Genomic DNA, 20,630 nt, shown 5'->3' on the forward strand with positions numbered 1-20,630 from the left:
CCGTTGTCGGAGCCCTCGGCTACGCTCCGAGCGGACTGTGCATCTGCATCTTTTTTCCGTGGGGGGAATCCATGGCTCTTTCCGTACGCACCCGTGCCGCCACCGCGGGCCTCGCGGCGCTGCTGCTGGCCGGCGCCGTCGGCTGTTCCGACAGCGGCGGGTCGCCCGGGATGGAGCCGGCCGCGGCCGTCGCCAAGGCCGCGAAGAACTCCGAGGACATCACCTCCCTGCGCTACCGCATGGAGGGCACCGTGCCCGGCGAGGGCGAGGTCAGCGGCACCGCCGCGATGAGCTTCGAACCGCTGGCCATGAGCATGAAGATGAAGGTCGACGGCAAGACGGCCGACGAGAGCGGCGAGGTGGAGATCCGGCTCGTCGACAAGGCGATGTACCTCGGCGGGGGAGCCGAGGCCGCCAAGGAGATGGACGGCAAGAGCTGGATGAAGTTCGACATGTCCGCCCTGGAGAAGAACGGCGCCGCAGCCGGTCTCGGGGCCAACCAGGTCGAGCAGAACCCGGCCGCCGAGGCGGGCTTCCTCACCGACGCCGACGACGTGGAGCGGCTCGGCACCGAGAAGGTCGACGGGGTGGGCACCACGCACTACCGGGGCACGATCAAGCTCGACGACCTGCGCGCCTCGCTCAAGGACGAGGACAAGAAGACCCGCGAGCGCCGTGAGAAGAGCCTGAAGCAGTACGAGGACCTCGGCATCGACGAGCTGAAGATGGACATGTGGATCGACGGCGACGACCGCCCCAAGCGGTTCCGCACCCGTGGTGACGCCGACAAGGGCGCCTTCGACATGACCATCACCTTCCTCGCGGTCAACGAGCCCGTGAAGGTCGTCGCACCGGCGGCGAAGGACACCATGGACCTCGCCGAGATGATGGAGGAGATGGGCCAGGGCTGAGCCCGCACGGTCCCCGTACGACCGGATTTGCCTGCGGGCGATCCGGTCACGTACTCTCCTTGAGAAGCCAAAGACCGCTGGTCGTTGCCGTGCACTCGCAAGAGGGTGCGGTGGCCGAAGGATCCGCTGTAAATGCGGGCGACCCGCGCAGGTGACCGTGGAAGAACTCCCGGAGTGCACACACGCTGTGTACGGCCGGTCGAGTCCGCCCCGAGCGCCTGCGCCGGGGCGTTTCGTTTTCCCCAGTCCTCCTTCGGGTCCGCGCGGTCCGAATCACCCGGAAGGAGGCCGAGGCTCTATGGCGAGGCCCGACAAGGCTGCCGCGGTTGCCGAGCTGACGGACAAGTTCCGTAGCTCGAACGCCGCCGTGCTGACCGAGTACCGCGGTCTCACCGTGGCGCAGCTCAAGACGCTGCGTCGTTCGCTCGGTGAGAACGCCCAGTACGCCGTGGTGAAGAACACGCTGACCAAGATTGCGGCCAACGAGGCCGGGATCACGCTGGACGACCAGCTCTTCGCTGGTCCGACGGCCGTCGCCTTCGTCACCGGTGACCCGGTGGAGTCGGCGAAGGGTCTGCGCGACTTCGCCAAGGACAACCCGAACCTCATCATCAAGGGCGGTGTCCTTGACGGCAAGGCGCTGTCCGCCGATGAGATCAAGAAGCTTGCGGACCTCGAGTCCCGCGAGGTTCTGCTCGCCAAGCTGGCGGGCGCCATGAAGGGCAAGCAGACGCAGGCTGCGCAGCTCTTCCAGGCGCTTCCCTCGAAGCTCGTCCGCACCGTGGACGCCCTTCGCGCCAAGCAGGACGAGCAGGGCGGTGCCGAGTAATTCGGCTCGCATCATGATCGCCGCCTGAGGCCCAGCGCCTGGGGCAGCGGTCGTCGCGGGCCGAATGTACGCCCGCCATTCATGTACATCCGGCACCAGCCGAATTAGTGGAAGGAAAGCCATCATGGCTCTCACCCAGGACGAACTGCTCGCCGAGTTCGAGACGATGACCCTCATCCAGCTCTCCGAGTTCGTGAAGGCGTTCGAGGAGAAGTTCGACGTCACCGCCGCCGCCGCGACCGTCGTCGCCGGCCCGGCGCAGGGTGGCCCGGCCGCCGAGGCCGAGGAGGAGAAGGACGAGTTCGACGTCATCCTCACCGGTGCCGGTGACAAGAAGATCCAGGTCATCAAGGTCGTGCGCGAGCTGACCTCCCTGGGCCTGAAGGAGGCCAAGGACCTCGTGGACGGCGCCCCGAAGCCCGTTCTCGAGAAGGTCGCCAAGGACGCCGCGGAGAAGGCCGCCGAGGCCCTCAAGGGCGCCGGCGCCTCCGTCGAGGTCAAGTAAGACCTCAGCGGTCCGCACGGACTCCCTGCGAGCTGATTACGGCCCTGTAGGGCTGTAACGCCGACGCACCGAAGAGCGATCATCCATCTGGGTGGTCGCTCTTCGGCGTTCCCGGAGGGGCGGTCGCGGTTGCCTTGCACCCGGTACGGCGGGAGGTATGGTGATCTTCGTCGTGTCTTCGAACATCCTGGTTCCGGCCAGGGGGGCCTTGACGAACCGAACGCGGCGCGCAATTCTCAGGACGCGTCGTCACAACGGTCCGAATCCGAGGCATGGATCGACGGCGAAGAGGGCAGTATCAACGTGCGTTGAGGGCGTGGCCTTGTCGCAGGAGTTGAGAACAACGAGGGTTCATGAAAACCCGCACTGGACATCAGTGTGCCAAGTGGCTACACTGACCCTTTGCGCTGCCTGTTAGCTGTCCCCTGCCCGTCACCAGGGGCCTGCCCTCACCTCAGCACTGACGACCGGACTTCTCCGACCTGGCCCGACGGCCGAAAAAAGAGAAGCCTGCCTCTTTGGGTGAGTGAGGGACCGGCACGCGCGTAGTGAGTCCGAGCCCTCGGAAGGACCCCCTCTTGGCCGCCTCGCGCAACGCCTCGACCGCGAATACGAACAACGCCGCCAGCACCGCCCCGCTGCGCATCTCTTTTGCAAAGATCAAGGAGCCTCTCGAGGTTCCGAACCTGCTCGCGCTGCAGACCGAGAGCTTCGACTGGCTGCTCGGCAACACCGCTTGGCAGAGTCGGGTCGAGGAGGCTCTGGAGTCCGGTCAGGACGTCCCCACCAAGTCCGGTCTGGAGGAGATCTTCGAGGAGATCTCCCCGATCGAGGACTTCTCCGGGTCGATGTCGCTGACGTTCCGCGACCACCGTTTCGAGCCGCCGAAGAACAGCATCGACGAGTGCAAGGAGCGCGACTTCACGTACGCGGCCCCGCTCTTCGTGACGGCTGAGTTCACCAACAACGAGACCGGCGAGATCAAGTCCCAGACGGTCTTCATGGGCGACTTCCCGCTCATGACGAACAAGGGCACCTTCGTCATCAACGGCACCGAGCGTGTCGTGGTGTCGCAGCTGGTCCGTTCGCCGGGTGTCTACTTCGACTCCAGCATCGACAAGACGTCCGACAAGGACATCTTCTCCGCCAAGATCATCCCGTCCCGGGGTGCCTGGCTGGAGATGGAGATCGACAAGCGCGACATGGTCGGCGTTCGTATCGACCGCAAGCGCAAGCAGTCGGTGACCGTCCTGCTCAAGGCGCTCGGGTGGACCACCGAGCAGATCCTCGAGGAGTTCGGCGAGTACGAGTCCATGCGCGCCACCCTGGAGAAGGACCACACCCAGGGCCAGGACGACGCGCTGCTCGACATCTACCGCAAGCTGCGTCCGGGCGAGCCCCCCACGCGTGAGGCCGCGCAGACGCTGCTGGAGAACCTCTACTTCAACCCCAAGCGCTACGACCTCGCGAAGGTCGGCCGCTACAAGGTCAACAAGAAGCTGGCCGCGGACGCGCCGCTCGACGCCGGTGTCCTGACCGTCGAGGACGTCATCGCGACGATCAAGTACCTGGTCAAGCTGCACGCCGGCGAGACCGAGACGGTCGGTGACAACGGCCAGACGATCGTCGTCGAGACCGATGACATCGACCACTTCGGCAACCGTCGTCTGCGCAGCGTCGGCGAGCTCATCCAGAACCAGGTCCGCACGGGTCTGGCTCGTATGGAGCGCGTCGTCCGTGAGCGCATGACGACCCAGGACGTCGAGGCGATCACGCCGCAGACCCTGATCAACATCCGGCCGGTCGTCGCCTCCATCAAGGAGTTCTTCGGCACCAGCCAGCTGTCGCAGTTCATGGACCAGAACAACCCGCTGTCCGGGCTGACGCACAAGCGTCGTCTGTCCGCGCTCGGCCCGGGTGGTCTGTCCCGTGAGCGGGCCGGCTTCGAGGTCCGAGACGTGCACCCGTCCCACTACGGACGCATGTGCCCGATCGAGACGCCCGAAGGCCCGAACATCGGTCTGATCGGTTCGCTGGCCTCCTACGGCCGGGTCAACGCGTTCGGTTTCGTCGAGACCCCGTACCGCAAGGTCGTCGACGGCCAGGTCACCGACGAGGTCGACTACCTGACGGCCGACGAGGAAGACCGCTACGTCATCGCGCAGGCCAACGCCACGCTCAACGACGACCTGCGCTTCGCCGAGAACCGCGTCCTGGTCCGCCGCCGTGGCGGCGAGGTCGACTACGTCCCCGGTGACGACGTGGACTACATGGACGTCTCGCCGCGCCAGATGGTGTCGGTCGCGACCGCCATGATCCCGTTCCTGGAGCACGACGACGCCAACCGTGCCCTCATGGGCGCGAACATGATGCGCCAGGCCGTGCCGCTCATCAAGTCCGAGGCACCGCTCGTCGGCACCGGCATGGAGTACCGCTCCGCCGTCGACGCCGGCGACGTGGTCAAGGCCGAGAAGGCGGGTGTCGTCCAGGAGGTCTCCGCGGACTACATCACCACCGCCAACGACGATGGCACGTACATCACGTACCGCCTGGCCAAGTTCGCCCGCTCCAACCAGGGCACCTCGGTCAACCAGAAGGTCATCGTCCTCGAGGGCGACCGCATCATCGAGGGCCAGGTCCTCGCCGACGGTCCGGCCACCGAGAACGGCGAGATGGCCCTGGGCAAGAACCTGCTCGTGGCGTTCATGCCGTGGGAGGGTCACAACTACGAGGACGCGATCATCCTGTCGCAGCGCCTCGTGCAGGACGACGTCCTCTCCTCGATCCACATCGAGGAGCACGAGGTCGACGCCCGTGACACCAAGCTCGGCCCCGAGGAGATCACCCGGGACATCCCGAACGTCTCCGAGGAGGTCCTCGCCGACCTCGACGAGCGCGGCATCATCCGCATCGGTGCCGAGGTCGTCGCCGGTGACATCCTCGTCGGCAAGGTCACCCCGAAGGGCGAGACCGAGCTGACCCCCGAGGAGCGCCTGCTGCGCGCGATCTTCGGCGAGAAGGCCCGTGAGGTCCGCGACACCTCGCTGAAGGTGCCGCACGGCGAGATCGGCAAGATCATCGGCGTGCGCGTCTTCGACCGCGAGGAGGGCGACGAGCTTCCCCCCGGTGTGAACCAGCTGGTGCGCGTGTACGTCGCGCAGAAGCGCAAGATCACCGACGGTGACAAGCTCGCCGGCCGTCACGGCAACAAGGGCGTCATCTCCAAGATCCTGCCGATCGAGGACATGCCGTTCCTGGAGGACGGCACCCCGGTCGACATCATCCTCAACCCCCTGGGTGTGCCGTCCCGAATGAACCCGGGACAGGTCCTGGAGATCCACCTCGGCTGGCTCGCCAGCCGCGGCTGGGACGTCTCCGGCCTCGCCGACGAGTGGGCCCAGCGCCTGCAGAACATCGGCGCGGACCAGGTCGCCCCGGGCACCAACGTCGCCACCCCGGTCTTCGACGGTGCGCGTGAGGACGAGCTCGCGGGTCTGCTCCAGCACACCATCCCGAACCGCGACGGCGAGCGCATGGTGCTCCCGACCGGCAAGGCGCGGCTGTTCGACGGCCGCAGCGGTGAGCCGTTCCCGGACCCGATCTCGGTCGGCTACATGTACATCCTGAAGCTGCACCACCTGGTCGACGACAAGCTGCACGCGCGTTCGACCGGCCCGTACTCGATGATCACCCAGCAGCCGCTGGGTGGTAAGGCGCAGTTCGGTGGCCAGCGCTTCGGTGAGATGGAGGTGTGGGCCCTGGAGGCATACGGCGCCGCGTACGCCCTCCAGGAGCTGCTGACCATCAAGTCCGACGACGTCACCGGCCGCGTGAAGGTCTACGAGGCCATCGTCAAGGGCGAGAACATCCCCGAGCCCGGCATCCCCGAGTCCTTCAAGGTGCTCATCAAGGAGATGCAGTCGCTCTGCCTGAACGTGGAGGTGCTGTCCAGCGACGGTATGTCCATCGAGATGCGCGACACCGACGAGGACGTCTTCCGCGCTGCGGAGGAGCTCGGCATCGACCTGTCCCGGCGCGAGCCGAGCAGCGTCGAAGAGGTCTGACGGGAGTTCGGCGGGCCTTGATCGCTCAAGGCCCGCCGGCCCCGGGACCCCCGTTTCAGACCCCAAGACTTACAACCCTGAGAGGGATTGACGCATAGTGCTCGACGTCAACTTCTTCGACGAGCTCCGGATCGGCCTGGCCACCGCGGACGACATCCGCCAGTGGAGCCACGGCGAGGTCAAGAAGCCCGAGACCATCAACTACCGCACCCTCAAGCCCGAGAAGGACGGACTCTTCTGCGAGAAGATCTTCGGTCCGACCCGGGACTGGGAGTGCTACTGCGGCAAGTACAAGCGCGTCCGCTTCAAGGGCATCATCTGTGAGCGCTGTGGCGTCGAGGTCACGCGCGCCAAGGTGCGCCGTGAGCGGATGGGCCACATCGAGCTCGCCGCTCCCGTGACCCACATCTGGTACTTCAAGGGCGTTCCGTCGCGGCTGGGCTACCTGCTCGACCTCGCCCCGAAGGACCTGGAGAAGGTCATCTACTTCGCGGCGTACATGATCACGTACGTCGACGAGGAGCGCCGCACCCGCGACCTGCCCTCGCTGGAGGCCCACGTCTCCGTCGAGCGCCAGCAGATCGAGCAGCGCCGTGACGCCGACCTCGAAGGCCGGGCCAAGAAGCTCGAGACCGACCTGGCCGAGCTGGAGGCCGAGGGCGCCAAGGCCGACGTGCGCCGCAAGGTGCGCGAGGGCGCCGAGCGCGAGATGAAGCAGCTGCGCGACCGCGCGCAGCGCGAGATCGACCGTCTCGACGAGGTGTGGAGCCGGTTCAAGAACCTCAAGGTCCAGGACCTGGAGGGCGACGAGCTGCTCTACCGCGAGCTGCGTGACCGCTTCGGCACGTACTTCGACGGCTCGATGGGTGCCGCGGCGCTGCAGAAGCGCCTGGAGTCCTTCGACCTGGACGAGGAGGCCGAGCGCCTCCGCGAGATCATCCGCACCGGCAAGGGCCAGAAGAAGACCCGTGCGCTCAAGCGCCTGAAGGTCGTCTCCGCGTTCCTGCAGACGTCCAACAGCCCCAAGGGCATGGTCCTGGACTGCGTCCCGGTCATCCCGCCGGACCTGCGTCCGATGGTGCAGCTGGACGGTGGCCGCTTCGCGACCTCCGACCTGAACGACCTGTACCGCCGTGTGATCAACCGCAACAACCGTCTGAAGCGCCTGCTGGACCTGGGCGCTCCGGAGATCATCGTCAACAACGAGAAGCGCATGCTTCAGGAGGCTGTTGACGCCCTCTTCGACAACGGTCGTCGCGGCCGCCCGGTGACGGGCCCCGGCAACCGCCCGCTGAAGTCCCTCAGCGACATGCTGAAGGGCAAGCAGGGTCGATTCCGTCAGAACCTGCTCGGCAAGCGAGTCGACTACTCGGCGCGTTCCGTCATCGTCGTCGGCCCGCAGCTGAAGCTGCACCAGTGCGGTCTGCCGAAGGCCATGGCGCTGGAGCTCTTCAAGCCGTTCGTGATGAAGCGCCTGGTCGACCTGAACCACGCGCAGAACATCAAGAGCGCCAAGCGCATGGTGGAGCGCGGCCGCACGGTCGTGTACGACGTCCTCGAAGAGGTCATCGCCGAGCACCCGGTTCTGCTGAACCGTGCTCCCACCCTGCACCGCCTCGGCATCCAGGCGTTCGAGCCGCAGCTGGTCGAGGGCAAGGCCATCCAGATCCACCCGCTCGTCTGCACCGCGTTCAACGCGGACTTCGACGGTGACCAGATGGCCGTGCACCTGCCGCTGTCCGCGGAGGCGCAGGCCGAGGCCCGCATCCTGATGCTGTCCTCGAACAACATCCTCAAGCCGGCCGACGGCCGCCCGGTGACGATGCCGACCCAGGACATGGTCCTCGGTCTGTTCTTCCTCACCACCGACGGCGAGGGCCGGAACGTCAAGGGCGAGGACCGTTCGTTCTCGTCGGTCGCCGAGGCGATCATGGCGTTCGACGCGCGTGAGCTCTCGCTCCAGTCGCGGGTGGACATCCGCTTCCCGGTGGGCACCATCCCGCCGCGTGGCTGGGAGCCGCCGGCGCGCGAGGAGGGCGAGCCGGAGTGGCAGCAGGGTGACAGCTTCACGCTGCGCACCACGCTGGGCCGTGCGCTCTTCAACGAGCTGCTGCCCGAGGACTACCCGTTCGTCGACTACGAGGTCGGCAAGAAGCAGCTCTCCCAGATCGTCAACGACCTGGCCGAGCGCTACCCGAAGGTCATCGTGGCGGCGACGCTCGACAACCTGAAGGCGGCCGGCTTCTTCTGGGCCACCCGTTCCGGCGTCACCGTCGCCATCTCCGACGTCGTCGTCCCCGAGGCGAAGAAGGAGATCGTCCGCGGCTACGAGGCGCAGGACGAGAAGGTCCAGAAGCAGTACGAGCGCGGTCTGATCACCAAGGAAGAGCGCACTCAGGAGCTCATCGCGATCTGGACCAAGGCGACCAACGAGGTCGCCGAGGCGATGAACGAGAACTTCCCCAAGACGAACCCCATCTTCATGATGGTTGACTCGGGTGCCCGAGGAAACATGATGCAGATGCGCCAGATCGCCGGTATGCGTGGTCTGGTGTCGAACGCCAAGAACGAGACGATCCCGCGTCCGATCAAGGCGTCCTTCCGTGAGGGTCTGTCCGTGCTGGAGTACTTCATCTCCACGCACGGTGCCCGTAAGGGTCTGGCGGACACCGCTCTGCGTACCGCCGACTCGGGTTACCTCACCCGTCGTCTGGTGGACGTCTCCCAGGACGTCATCATCCGCGAGGAGGACTGCGGCACCGAGCGCGGTCTGCGTCTGCGGATCGCCGACGTCGAGAACGGTGTGCTCGTCAAGGCGGGCGACGTCGAGACGTCCGTGTACGCGCGCTGCCTCGCCGAGGACATCGTCGTGGACGGCAAGGTCCTGGCCCCGGCCGGCACCGACCTCGGCGACGTGCTGATCGACGAGCTCATCGCGGGCGGCATCGCGGAGGTCAAGACCCGTTCGGTCCTGACCTGCGAGTCCGCCGTCGGCACCTGCGCCATGTGCTACGGCCGTTCGCTGGCCACCGGCAAGCTGGTCGACATCGGTGAGGCGGTCGGCATCATCGCCGCCCAGTCCATCGGTGAGCCCGGTACCCAGCTGACGATGCGTACCTTCCACACCGGTGGTGTGGCCGGTGACGACATCACCCAGGGTCTGCCGCGTGTCGTCGAGCTCTTCGAGGCCCGTACCCCGAAGGGTGTCGCCCCGATCTCCGAGGCGTCCGGCCGCGTGCGGATCGAGGAGACCGAGAAGACCAAGAAGATCGTCATCACGCCGGACGACGGCAGCGACGAGACGGCGTTCCCGATCTCGAAGCGTGCCCGTCTCCTGGTCAGCGAGGGCGAGCACGTCGAGGTGGGCCAGAAGCTCACCGTGGGTGCCACCAACCCGCACGACGTGCTGCGCATCCTGGGTCAGCGTGCCGTCCAGGTCCACCTGGTCGGCGAGGTCCAGAAGGTGTACAACTCGCAGGGTGTGTCGATCCACGACAAGCACATCGAGATCATCATCCGGCAGATGCTCCGCCGTGTGACGATCATCGAGTCCGGCGACGCCGAGCTGCTGCCCGGCGAACTGGTCGAGCGCTCGAAGTTCGAGACCGAGAACCGTCGTGTGGTCCAGGAGGGCGGTCACCCGGCCTCCGGCCGTCCGCAGCTCATGGGTATCACCAAGGCGTCGCTGGCCACCGAGTCGTGGCTGTCGGCGGCGTCCTTCCAGGAGACGACCAGGGTCCTCACGGACGCGGCGATCAACGCCAAGTCCGACTCCCTGATCGGCCTCAAGGAGAACGTCATCATCGGTAAGCTCATCCCGGCCGGTACGGGTCTGTCCCGCTACCGCAACATCCGGGTCGAGCCGACCGAGGAGGCCAAGGCCGCGATGTACTCGGCCGTCGGCTACGACGACATCGACTACTCGCCGTTCGGCACGGGCTCCGGCCAGGCCGTTCCGCTGGAGGACTACGACTACGGTCCGTACAACCAGTAAGCGAGCGTCCGCTTGATCCGAAGGGCGGTCACCCCGCGGGGTGACCGCCCTTCGGCGTGCGCGGCCCGGTTCACGGGCCGTCGCGGGGCCGCGGACCGCCACCGGTTCGTGGACTGTCGCCGGGACGCCGCCGCGGAGCATGATGGATGCGCACAGTGCCAGGAGGTGTTCTTCGGTGTCGTATCCCGCATGGCAGCCGTGGGCCGGGCAGAACCCCCCGTCGCTGCTCGCCTCCACCGCCGACCGCGAGCGGGCCGTGGACGTGCTCCGGGCCGGATACGCCGAGGGGCGGCTGGAGCGGCCCGAGTTCGAGAAGCGCGTGGAGCGGGCGTACGGGGCCCGTACGGTGGGGGAGCTGGCGCTGCTGGTCGCGGACCTTCCCCAGGGGCCTGTGCCGCAGCCGGCGGCCGTCCCGGCGGCGTTCGTCCCGGTGGCCGCCCGGCGGAAGACCAACGAGAAGGCGATCGGGGCGGTGATCTGCGGCGGCCTGGTGTTCTTCACCGGCGGACTCACGGGGGTCCCGGCCGTCGTCCTGGGGCATCTGGCGCGCAACGAGATCCGGCAGACCGGGGACTCGGGGGACGGGCTCGCGCTGACCGGTCTGGTCCTGGGCTGGCTGGCCACGGGGGCCTGGGCGCTGTTCCTGCTGTCGCTGCTGTTGCTGGCCGTCGCCCTGGGGTGACAGGGCCTGGGAGAGGGTGTACTCTACGCGCCCGCTTTGGGGCGTTTTGGGGTGCACTCTCCATTTGTTTTGACCGCAGCTCATGAGGTAGGTACGCTCAGACCTTGTGCCTGGGGTGTGCCCTGGCTTCCGTGCGTGCCTTCAACCGCACCGGCAGTCCATGAGCGGCCACCGTGATCTGCGCTTCTTTCTGCCTCGCGGCGGAGATCAGCAGGATTCGACACACCCGACCGCGTGGGTCGGCGACGTTCCAGGTTAGCTTCACCATTCGGCACACAGAAACCGGAGAAGTAGTGCCTACGATCCAGCAGCTGGTCCGTAAGGGCCGGCAGGACAAGGTCGAGAAGAACAAGACGCCCGCACTCGAGGGTTCCCCTCAGCGTCGTGGCGTCTGCACGCGTGTGTTCACGACCACCCCGAAGAAGCCGAACTCGGCCCTGCGTAAGGTCGCGCGTGTGCGTCTGACCAGCGGCATCGAGGTCACCGCTTACATTCCGGGTGAGGGACACAACCTGCAGGAGCACTCCATCGTGCTCGTGCGCGGCGGCCGTGTGAAGGACCTGCCGGGTGTTCGCTACAAGATCATCCGCGGCTCGCTCGACACCCAGGGTGTCAAGAACCGCAAGCAGGCCCGCAGCCGCTACGGCGCCAAGAAGGAGAAGTAAGAATGCCTCGTAAGGGCCCCGCCCCGAAGCGCCCGGTCATCATCGACCCGGTCTACGGCTCTCCTCTGGTGACCTCCCTCATCAACAAGGTGCTGCTGAACGGCAAGCGCTCCACCGCCGAGCGCATCGTCTACGGCGCCATGGAGGGTCTGCGTGAGAAGACGGGCAACGACCCGATCATCACGCTGAAGCGCGCGCTGGAGAACATCAAGCCGACCCTCGAGGTCAAGTCCCGCCGTGTCGGTGGTGCGACGTACCAGGTTCCGATCGAGGTCAAGCCCGGTCGTGCCAACACGCTCGCGCTGCGCTGGCTCGTCGGTTACTCCCGCGCCCGTCGCGAGAAGACCATGACCGAGCGTCTGCTCAACGAGCTTCTCGACGCTTCGAACGGCCTCGGTGCGGCCGTCAAGAAGCGCGAGGACACGCACAAGATGGCCGAGTCCAACAAGGCCTTCGCGCACTACCGCTGGTAGTCGCAGTCCACATCGAGACCGAGAGAAGACTGAAGCCTTATGGCTACCACTTCGCTTGACCTGGCCAAGGTGCGCAACATCGGCATCATGGCCCACATCGACGCGGGCAAGACGACCACCACTGAGCGGATCCTGTTCTACACCGGCGTCTCCTACAAGATCGGTGAGGTCCACGACGGCGCCGCCACCATGGACTGGATGGAGCAGGAGCAGGAGCGTGGCATCACGATCACCTCTGCTGCCACCACCTGTCACTGGCCGCTGCAGGACGTCGACCACACCATCAACATCATCGACACGCCGGGCCACGTCGACTTCACCGTCGAGGTGGAGCGTTCGCTGCGCGTGCTCGACGGTGCCGTGACGGTGTTCGACGGCGTCGCCGGTGTCGAGCCGCAGTCCGAGACCGTCTGGCGTCAGGCGGACCGCTACGGCGTTCCGCGTATCTGCTTCGTCAACAAGCTCGACCGCACCGGTGCCGAGTTCCACCGCTGTGTCGACATGATCTCTGACCGCCTGGGCGCTCAGCCGATCGTGATGCAGCTGCCGATCGGCGCCGAGGCCGACTTCAAGGGTGTCGTCGACCTCGTCACCATGAAGGCGTTCGTGTGGTCCGCCGAGGCCACCAAGGGCGAGATGTACGACATCGTCGACATCCCGGCCACGCACACCGAGGCTGCCGAGGAGTACCGCGGCAAGCTGATCGAGGCCGTCGCCGAGAACGACGAAGAGATCATGGAGCTGTACCTGGAGGGCGAGGAGCCTTCCGTGGAGCAGCTGTACGCCGCGATCCGTCGTATCACCATCGCGTCCGGCAAGTCCAAGGACACCACGGTCACCCCGGTGTTCTGCGGCACCGCGTTCAAGAACAAGGGCGTCCAGCCCCTGCTCGACGCGGTCGTGCGCTACCTGCCCTCTCCCGTTGACATCGAGGCCATCGAGGGCCACGACGTCAAGGACGCGGAGACGGTCGTCAAGCGCAAGCCGTCCGACGACGAGCCGCTGTCGGCGCTGGCGTTCAAGATCATGAGCGACCCGCACCTCGGCAAGCTCACCTTCGTCCGGGTCTACTCGGGGCGCCTGGAGTCCGGCACCGCCGTGCTGAACTCCGTCAAGGGCCGCAAGGAGCGCATCGGCAAGATCTACCGTATGCACGCGAACAAGCGTGAGGAGATCGAGTCGGTGGGCGCCGGCGACATCGTCGCCGTGATGGGTCTGAAGCAGACCACGACCGGTGAGACGCTGTGCGACGACAAGAACCCCGTGATCCTGGAGTCCATGGACTTCCCGGCTCCGGTGATCCAGGTCGCCATCGAGCCCAAGTCCAAGGGTGACCAGGAGAAGCTGGGCGTCGCGATCCAGCGTCTCGCGGAGGAGGACCCCTCCTTCCAGGTCCACTCGGACGAGGAGACCGGCCAGACCATCATCGGTGGTATGGGCGAGCTGCACCTCGAGGTGCTGGTCGACCGTATGCGCCGTGAGTTCAAGGTCGAGGCCAACGTCGGCAAGCCGCAGGTCGCCTACCGCGAGACGATCCGCAAGGCCGTCGAGCGCGTGGACTACACCCACAAGAAGCAGACCGGTGGTACCGGTCAGTTCGCCAAGGTGCAGATCGCGATCGAGCCGATCGAGGGCGGCGACGCCTCGTACGAGTTCGTGAACAAGGTGACCGGTGGCCGCATCCCGAAGGAGTACATCCCTTCGGTCGACGCCGGTGCGCAGGAGGCCATGCAGTTCGGCATCCTCGCCGGCTACGAGATGACGGGCGTCCGCGTCACGCTCATCGACGGTGGCTACCACGAGGTCGACTCCTCCGAGCTCGCGTTCAAGATCGCCGGCTCGCAGGCCTTCAAGGAGGCCGCGCGCAAGGCCAGCCCCGTGCTGCTCGAGCCGATGATGGCCGTCGAGGTCACCACGCCCGAGGACTACATGGGCGAGGTCATCGGCGACATCAACTCCCGCCGTGGCCAGATCCAGGCCATGGAGGAGCGGGCCGGTGCCCGCGTCGTGAAGGGTCTCGTGCCCCTCTCGGAGATGTTCGGCTACGTCGGCGACCTGCGCAGCAAGACGTCCGGCCGGGCCAGCTACTCCATGCAGTTCGACTCCTACGCCGAGGTTCCGCGGAACGTCGCCGAGGAGATCATCGCGAAGGCCAAGGGCGAGTAACGCTCCGCGTTCCCACGCTTTAGGCTTGACTCCGGAGCCTCACGGGGCAAACAGCCGCAAACGCGGATGCTTGCCCCGGGTTCCGGGCCTTTTCAGCAAAGATCACCTGGCGCCGATGAACCAAGGCGTACAGAACCACTCCACAGGAGGACCCCAGTGGCGAAGGCGAAGTTCGAGCGGACTAAGCCGCACGTCAACATCGGCACCATCGGTCACATCGACCACGGTAAGACGACCCTCACGGCCGCCATTACCAAGGTGCTGCACGACAAGTACCCGGACCTGAACGAGGCCTCGGCCTTCGACCAGATCGACAAGGCTCCTGAGGAGCGCCAGCGCGGTATCACCATCTCCATCGCGCACGTCGAGTACCAGACTGAGGCGCGTCACTACGCCCACGTCGACTGCCCGGGTCACGCGGACTACATCAAGAACATGATCACCGGTGCCGCGCAGATGGACGGCGCGATCCTCGTGGTCGCCGCCACCGACGGCCCGATGCCGCAGACCAAGGAGCACGTGCTCCTGGCCCGCCAGGTCGGCGTTCCGTACATCGTCGTCGCCCTGAACAAGGCCGACATGGTGGACGACGAGGAGATCCTGGAGCTCGTCGAGCTCGAGGTCCGTGAGCTCCTCTCCGAGTACGAGTTCCCGGGCGACGACGTTCCGGTCGTCAAGGTCTCGGCGCTCAAGGCGCTCGAGGGCGACGCCACGTGGGGCCAGTCCGTTCTGGACCTCATGGACGCCGTCGACTCCGCCATCCCGGAGCCGGAGCGTGACGTCGACAAGCCGTTCCTCATGCCCATCGAGGACGTCTTCACGATCACCGGTCGCGGTACGGTCGTCACCGGCCGTATCGAGCGTGGTGTCCTGAAGGTCAACGAGACCGTCGACATCATCGGCATCAAGACCGAGAAGACCACCACCACGGTCACCGGTATCGAGATGTTCCGCAAGCTGCTCGACGAGGGCCAGGCCGGTGAGAACGTCGGTCTGCTGCTCCGCGGCATCAAGCGCGAGGACGTCGAGCGCGGCCAGGTCATCATCAAGCCCGGTTCGGTCACCCCGCACACCGAGTTCGAGGCCCAGGCCTACATCCTGTCCAAGGACGAGGGTGGCCGCCACACGCCGTTCTTCAACAACTACCGTCCGCAGTTCTACTTCCGTACGACGGACGTGACGGGCGTTGTGACCCTCCCCGAGGGCACCGAGATGGTGATGCCGGGTGACAACACCGAGATGAAGGTGGAGCTCATCCAGCCCATCGCCATGGAGGAGGGCCTGAAGTTCGCCATCCGTGAGGGTGGTCGGACCGTGGGCGCCGGCCAGGTCATCAAGATCACCAAGTAAGTCCGCTTGCTTGAGGGTCCGTTGACCCGGTAGCTCTCTTCGAGCTCCAGAAGGGGCCCGCACGACTTCGGTCGTGCGGGCCCCTTCGCTCGTTGCACGGGGCGGCGGTGAAGTCTTCGGGAACGCTGGGCGGCCGGAGGCGGGCGGTTGCCTCAACAACGGCCCGTGTGCGGGGGAAATGGGCGCTTGCGCCCGTAAAGGGCGGTAGGTGTCGCCGTACCGTGCTGGCTGTGCCCAGATCGTCGATAGCCGCGGAGGGCGTCGCCGTCGCCGAGCGGCTCACCCGCACCCCGTCGGCCCGCACCCCCGAGAGTTCTTCCGCCGAACGCGGCAGGCGGCCCCGGCTGTACCTCGTCGACGGCATCCGGCTCGCCGCGGCGCTGCTGGTGGTGATGCACCATTTCGCCGGCACCAGGCGGGCCGACCAGCCGGGCAACGCCTTCTGGGACCGGCCGGTCGGGGACATCATGCCGACGGTGTTCCGGGCGGCGTCCTTCGGCTGGATCGGCGTCGAGATCTTCTTCGTGATCAGCGGCTTCGTGATCTGCATGTCCTGCTGGGGCCGTACGCCCCGGCAGTTCTTCGTCTCCCGTGTGATCCGCCTCTACCCGGCCTACTGGTTCGCGGTCCTGTTCAGCACCGCCGTGCTCGTCGCCCTGCCCGGCGTGTGGGAGCGGCTGCCCGCCCGTGACGTGCTGTTCAACCTCACGATGCTCCAGTCCGGCTCGCGCGTCCCGCATGTCGACGCCGTGTACTGGACCCTCTGGTCGGAGCTGCGGTTCTATCTGCTGTTCCTGGTCGTCGTCGCCCTGGGGCCGACGTACCGCAGGGTCGTCGTCTTCTGCTGCGTGTGGGGTGCCGCCGCGATGCTGGCGCCCCTCGCGGAACTCCCGCTGCTGACGCTCGTCGCCCAGCCCGACGGGGCCTGGTACTTCATCGCCGGCCTCGCCCTGTACCTCATGCACCGCTTCGGCCAGGACCTGCTGCTGTGGGGCATCCTCGGCATGTCCTGGCTGATGGCCCAGCACGAGCTGGCCGAGCGCGTCGTCTACGAGGGCGTCTCCAGCTGGCGCGGGGCCCTTCTGATCTACACCGTCTTCCTGCTGGTCATGGTCGCCACGGCCCTGGGCCGGGCGGACCGCTTCCAGTGGCGATGGCTCGCGACGGCCGGGTCCCTGACGTATCCGCTGTACCTGCTGCACTACGTCGTCGGGACGACGCTCATCAACCGTCTGCGCGACACGACGGACCCCCGCCTGCTGCTGGTCGTGCTCACCGCCGGGTTCCTGGTGCTGGCCTGGCTGGTGCACCGGTTCGTGGAGCGGCCGCTCTCCCGCGCGATGAAGCGGGGCCTGGAGGCGTCCTTCAGCCGTCTACGCGGGCTCGGCTGAGGGGGCGCCGCTGTAGAGCGGGAGGCCGTCCGTCGGGATGGTCCACTCGCCGATGGTGACGTCCTCGCCGTAGACGAAGTCCTTGCGGGTCGCGTAGCGGGGACCGGCGGGGGTGGCGTGGATGTCGGTGAGGACGGCTCCGGCGCCGGTGCGGGGGTCGAAGACCGCGTAGACGGGGATGCCGATGAGGGGATAGTCGCGCATCTTGGCGACCCAGTCGTTGTCGGGGCTGGAACGGGAGACGACCTCGACGACGGCCATGATCGCCTGAGGGTCGACAGGACCTTCGACGTCCATGTCGGCTTCGGCGATCACCATGACATCGGGGCGGCGCATGACGCCTTCCGGTTCGTCCTCGACGTCGGGCTCGCCCGTATGGGCCACGATCTCCTCCGGCATCACCCGCTCCAGACGCTTGCGGAGCCGCAATGTCGTCAGTTCGTGTCGACCGACGGGCGACGTCATGTCGTGGACGATCCCTTCCTTGGTGATCTCGAATCTGCCGGGAACGGTGTCGTCCACGGACTGAACGAGGTCGTGCATGGCCCGGTACAGGTGGGAGGCGCTCCGCCGTGCGTCGTCCGGTGCGATGGTCATGGCGCTCGCTCCTCGTCTGTGCCCGAGGGCAAGGATCGTCGCTCTCATGCTAGGGCTCCTGCGGAAGCACGGGCCGGCAGTCGCGGCAGCGGCCCGGGGCGGGGGCCCGGAAGACGAGGCCGCAGCCGTCGCAGTCCTGGAAGGGGTGGCGGACCGGTGCGGGCGCGGCCGGTGCGCGGAAGGGCGGCGGCGGTGGGAGGAGCGCCGCGAGACGGTGGGCCAGGAGGGCGGCCGGGCGCCGGAGGTCCTCGGCCGGCAGGTCCCTGGTCAGGGCTTCTCCTACGGCGCTGGGGGCCACGTCCCGTTCCAGCCAGGCTGCGACACCCGGAGCCAGGTGGGCCGTGTCGCAGGCCGAGAGGAGCAGGCGCGGGTCGAGGCGGCGCAGGCCCGCGAGGAGGCCGGTCGCGGCCCGCACGAGCTCGGGCGCGGGACAGGCCGGCTGCGGGACCTCGGGGAGGGCCTTCCCACGTGGCGGCGCCTGCCTGGGCTTCCTCGCCGGTGGAGCGTCCTCGGCGCGGTGGCCGGGCCGGTTGCAGGAGGTCGTGCGGGTGACGATGCGGCCGGTGGACGTGCGGACGCGCTCGCGGCGCAGATAGCCGTGCGCCTCCAGCTCGCGCAGGGCCGCCGCGATACGGGTCGTCCCCTCCGGGAACCGCGCCGCGAGGCTCTTGATGCCGGCCTGGCTGCCTGCGGGGAGCGACTGGAGGTGGCACGCCAGGCCGATCGCCAGCAGCGACAGCTCCACGTGCTGGGTCAGGTGGTTGCCGATCACCGTGAAGCGGGTGGTATGGCGGGAGTTCTCGTGAACCAGACCGGGGCCGGGACGCCGGATCGGGTGCTTGTCGGCGGTAATCCGGGGCCGGGCGGGCGCGGTCGCGCTAAGGTGCTGGGTATCCATCGGGAATGCCTTCTGCTTCGTTTCTCGGTGGTGTCCACCAGGAAGTCCTTTGCTTCCTCGGTGGTGGCCCTCGCAACGGGATGCCAGTCCCGGCGGGGGCCTTTCGCATGTCTGCGGTGGTCCTGCGGCGAGCGTAGGGCATGCAACCGGCCCCGAATCCAGCTCAGTTGGCGATGTTCACCCTCCGGAGTGAGCCGTCGGAACGGGCGGGAGGGGTGGGGCTTGGTGCGGGTTCTTTCCTCTCGTCGGTCCTTGGGGAAGGCCGCCGACGACACCGCAGCACGAGATCCCGGGTCGCGGTGGCAGAGCCACTTCCGCCCAGACCGTCTTGCGGGGCCGCGGGCCCTCGGTCACGCCCCAGCGGTCGGCGAGCGCCTCCACCAGCAGCAGGCCGCGGCCGGACTCGGCGTCCGGAGCGGCCCGGCCCGCGCGCGGCCGCCGGTCACCGCGCGTGTCCGTCACCTCGATCCGGAGCGTGCCGCCGACGACGTACAGCGTGAGCCGGAAGTCCCGGCCCGGCACGCGCCCGTGCGTGACCGCGTTCGCCGCCAGCTCCGCCACGAGGTGCTGCGCGGTCTCGAACGGCAGCTCCCAGGAGCGGAGTTGCTCCGTGGCGAGGAGCCGGGCCAGTCGCGCTCCGCGCGGGGTGGGGGAGAGCAGCACGCTGAAGTTGCGGATTCCTTGATTCACATCACTCAGCGTGGTCGCCTCCGCCTACCGTGGTGAGTGACACGGTCGGTACGTACGGTCACTGTCCAGGGGTTGTCCGGTGGTGTCCGGGCTTGTCGAGAGGGGTGGGCGGGTGCTGCTCAAGACGGAGGCGGACGACTCGGGCTGGGAGCTGGACCCGGACGACGAATGGGGTGCCGCCGTCGTCGCGACGGTGGGGCGTCAGCTCAAGCTGCGCCGCGAGGCCGTGGGGATGCGTGCCTCCGACTTCGCGACGGAGGTCGGGTACGGCGAGGACATGGTCTACAAGATCGAGTCTGGGAAGCGGATTCCCCGGCCGGAGTACCTGGACAAGGCCGACGCGGTGCTGGGCTCGGGCGGACTGCTGGCCGCGATGAAGGAGGACGTGAGGAAGGTCCGGTACCCGAAGAAGGTGCGGGACCTGGCGAAGATGGAGGCGCAGGCGGTCGAGATCGGGGTGTATGTGTGCCACAGCATCAGCGGGCTGTTGCAGACGGCGGCGCATGCCAGAGCGGCTATCGAGGCGGCGCAGCCCCCGTATTCGCCGGACGATGTGGAGCGCATGGTCGCTGCACGCGTGGCCCGGCAGTCGATCTTCGAGCGTGTTCCGGCGCCAGCGCTGAGTTTCGTGCTGGAAGAGGCCCCTCTGCGTCGCCCGCTCGGAGGCACAATGGTCTGGCGGCAGCAGCTCGAACGTCTGTTGGAGGTGGGCCAGTTGCGTAATGTGACGCTCCAGGTGATGCCCACTCACCGAGAGGTGCACTCCGGTCTGGACGGCAGGATCGAACTGCTGAAGTTTGAGGACGGCACCGCTGTCGGGCGCTCCGACGGAGCGTTCAGCGGACGCCCTGTCACCGATCTGAGGCAGCTGCGCATCCTTGAGCTGCGGTATGGCACCATCCGGGCGCAGGCGCTTCCCCCTGGGGATTCGCTGGCTTTCATCAAGGAACTGCTGGGAGAGACATGAGTGAGCTGGCGTGGTTCAAGAGCAGCTACAGCGATGGCAATGACGGCGAGTCCTGTGTCGAAGTCGCTCTCGCCCCCGCTCCCGTCGCTGTCCATGTCCGTGACTCCAAGCAGGCCGACGGTCCCCGGCTGCGCCTCGCCCCGCGGACCTGGTCGGCGTTCGTCTCCTGGACGCGCTGACGCCGGTGCGCGCCGGGCCTCGGTGGCCGTGACCCCGGGTTTGACGTGCGTCACTCTCGGGGTATTCTCTCCGGCTCGATTGGCGTCCGACGTGCCCTGTATGGCAGACTGTCGGAGTTGCTCGGTCGAGTGTTGATGCTGCGCGCCTCCCGCCGGGAGGACCGGAAGCGAGTCCCACAGTACTCGTCGCCCTAACTGCCACACGGCAGCGCTGGGGCGGACGTACGGGAATCTTTCGGGAAGTGCTGTGCGGCACCGACCAGGCACCC

Annotated in this window: 16 protein-coding genes; 13 read left to right on the forward strand and 3 right to left on the reverse strand. The window is 67.2% G+C overall.

Translation table 11 applies throughout. The annotated features are described in order from the left end of the window. The first annotated feature begins 71 nt into the window (after positions 1-71). From ACIQGV_RS21095 to ACIQGV_RS21145, 11 genes are all read left to right on the forward strand, one after another. Positions 72-911, forward strand: coding sequence for a DUF1396 domain-containing protein (locus ACIQGV_RS21095; protein WP_402496588.1), 840 nt, complete (start codon positions 72-74; stop codon positions 909-911). A gap of 298 nt (positions 912-1,209) precedes the next feature. Further along, positions 1,210-1,740 (forward strand): 50S ribosomal protein L10, encoded by a 531-nt coding sequence (gene rplJ / locus ACIQGV_RS21100; RefSeq protein ID WP_328873243.1) that lies wholly within the window; start codon positions 1,210-1,212, stop codon positions 1,738-1,740. A gap of 121 nt (positions 1,741-1,861) precedes the next feature. Then, a complete protein-coding gene (gene rplL / locus ACIQGV_RS21105) occupies positions 1,862-2,245 on the forward strand; it encodes a 50S ribosomal protein L7/L12 (protein ID WP_402496786.1) in 384 nt (127 codons plus the stop codon). Positions 2,246-2,823: 578 nt separating this feature from the next. Continuing rightward, positions 2,824-6,309, forward strand: coding sequence for a DNA-directed RNA polymerase subunit beta (gene rpoB, locus ACIQGV_RS21110; protein WP_402496589.1), 3,486 nt, complete (start codon positions 2,824-2,826; stop codon positions 6,307-6,309). Between the two features lie 97 nt (positions 6,310-6,406). Next, on the forward strand, positions 6,407-10,303 hold the full coding sequence (locus ACIQGV_RS21115; RefSeq protein ID WP_402496590.1) for a DNA-directed RNA polymerase subunit beta': 3,897 nt from the start codon (positions 6,407-6,409) through the stop codon (positions 10,301-10,303). Positions 10,304-10,478: 175 nt separating this feature from the next. Next, a complete protein-coding gene (locus ACIQGV_RS21120; RefSeq protein ID WP_402496591.1) occupies positions 10,479-10,985 on the forward strand; it encodes a DUF1707 and DUF4190 domain-containing protein in 507 nt (168 codons plus the stop codon). Between the two features lie 293 nt (positions 10,986-11,278). Continuing rightward, complete coding sequence (gene rpsL / locus ACIQGV_RS21125) at positions 11,279-11,650, forward strand: 30S ribosomal protein S12 (protein ID WP_003948652.1); 372 nt, start codon at positions 11,279-11,281, stop codon at positions 11,648-11,650. A gap of 2 nt (positions 11,651-11,652) precedes the next feature. Next, a complete protein-coding gene (rpsG, locus tag ACIQGV_RS21130) occupies positions 11,653-12,123 on the forward strand; it encodes a 30S ribosomal protein S7 (protein WP_003992340.1) in 471 nt (156 codons plus the stop codon). Positions 12,124-12,162: 39 nt separating this feature from the next. Further along, positions 12,163-14,289: an elongation factor G gene (gene fusA / locus ACIQGV_RS21135; RefSeq protein WP_402496592.1), complete on the forward strand. Its 2,127-nt coding sequence runs from the start codon at positions 12,163-12,165 to the stop codon at positions 14,287-14,289. A 156-nt stretch (positions 14,290-14,445) separates the two neighbouring features. Continuing rightward, complete coding sequence (gene tuf / locus ACIQGV_RS21140) at positions 14,446-15,639, forward strand: elongation factor Tu (protein ID WP_351143372.1); 1,194 nt, start codon at positions 14,446-14,448, stop codon at positions 15,637-15,639. 230 nt (positions 15,640-15,869) lie between these two features. Then, complete coding sequence (locus ACIQGV_RS21145; protein WP_402496593.1) at positions 15,870-17,030, forward strand: acyltransferase family protein; 1,161 nt, start codon at positions 15,870-15,872, stop codon at positions 17,028-17,030. Here ACIQGV_RS21145 and ACIQGV_RS21150 read toward each other — a convergent pair. The 3 genes from ACIQGV_RS21150 to ACIQGV_RS21160 form a co-directional block, all read right to left on the reverse strand. Continuing rightward, a complete protein-coding gene (locus tag ACIQGV_RS21150; RefSeq protein ID WP_402496594.1) occupies positions 17,013-17,627 on the reverse strand; it encodes a Uma2 family endonuclease in 615 nt (204 codons plus the stop codon). The genes ACIQGV_RS21145 and ACIQGV_RS21150 overlap by 18 nt on opposite strands. Before the next feature lie 49 nt (positions 17,628-17,676). Beyond that, entirely contained in the window at positions 17,677-18,525 is an 849-nt protein-coding gene (locus ACIQGV_RS21155; RefSeq protein ID WP_402496595.1) for a helix-turn-helix domain-containing protein, read from the reverse strand. 177 nt (positions 18,526-18,702) lie between these two features. Further along, the gene (locus ACIQGV_RS21160) at positions 18,703-19,224 is read right to left on the reverse strand and encodes an ATP-binding protein (protein ID WP_402496787.1); all 522 of its coding nucleotides are present in this window, start codon (positions 19,222-19,224) and stop codon (positions 18,703-18,705) included. Between the two features lie 103 nt (positions 19,225-19,327). Between ACIQGV_RS21160 and ACIQGV_RS21165 the strand changes: the two genes are divergently transcribed. Both ACIQGV_RS21165 and ACIQGV_RS21170 read left to right on the forward strand, forming a co-directional pair. Next, the gene (locus tag ACIQGV_RS21165) at positions 19,328-20,182 is read left to right on the forward strand and encodes a helix-turn-helix domain-containing protein (RefSeq protein WP_402496596.1); all 855 of its coding nucleotides are present in this window, start codon (positions 19,328-19,330) and stop codon (positions 20,180-20,182) included. Further along, positions 20,179-20,361 (forward strand): DUF397 domain-containing protein, encoded by a 183-nt coding sequence (locus ACIQGV_RS21170; RefSeq protein ID WP_402496597.1) that lies wholly within the window; start codon positions 20,179-20,181, stop codon positions 20,359-20,361. The genes ACIQGV_RS21165 and ACIQGV_RS21170 overlap by 4 nt, the downstream gene beginning before the upstream one ends. Positions 20,362-20,630: the final 269 nt, after the last annotated feature.

The organism is Streptomyces sp. NPDC093094, assembly GCF_044754345.1.
Lineage (GTDB): Bacteria > Actinomycetota > Actinomycetes > Streptomycetales > Streptomycetaceae > Streptomyces.

Bases quoted from the DNA above. Each gene is read 5' to 3' on its own strand.
- ACIQGV_RS21155 (WP_402496595.1), bottom strand. From the start codon at position 18,525: ATGGATACCCAGCACCTTAGCGCGACCGCGCCCGCCCGGCCCCGGATT.
- rplJ (WP_328873243.1), top strand. From the start codon at position 1,210: ATGGCGAGGCCCGACAAGGCTGCCGCGGTTGCCGAGCTGACGGACAAG.
- ACIQGV_RS21095 (WP_402496588.1), top strand. From the start codon at position 72: ATGGCTCTTTCCGTACGCACCCGTGCCGCCACCGCGGGCCTCGCGGCG.
- ACIQGV_RS21170 (WP_402496597.1), top strand. From the start codon at position 20,179: ATGAGTGAGCTGGCGTGGTTCAAGAGCAGCTACAGCGATGGCAATGAC.
- fusA (WP_402496592.1), top strand. From the start codon at position 12,163: ATGGCTACCACTTCGCTTGACCTGGCCAAGGTGCGCAACATCGGCATC.
- rpsG (WP_003992340.1), top strand. From the start codon at position 11,653: ATGCCTCGTAAGGGCCCCGCCCCGAAGCGCCCGGTCATCATCGACCCG.
- ACIQGV_RS21150 (WP_402496594.1), bottom strand. From the start codon at position 17,627: ATGACCATCGCACCGGACGACGCACGGCGGAGCGCCTCCCACCTGTAC.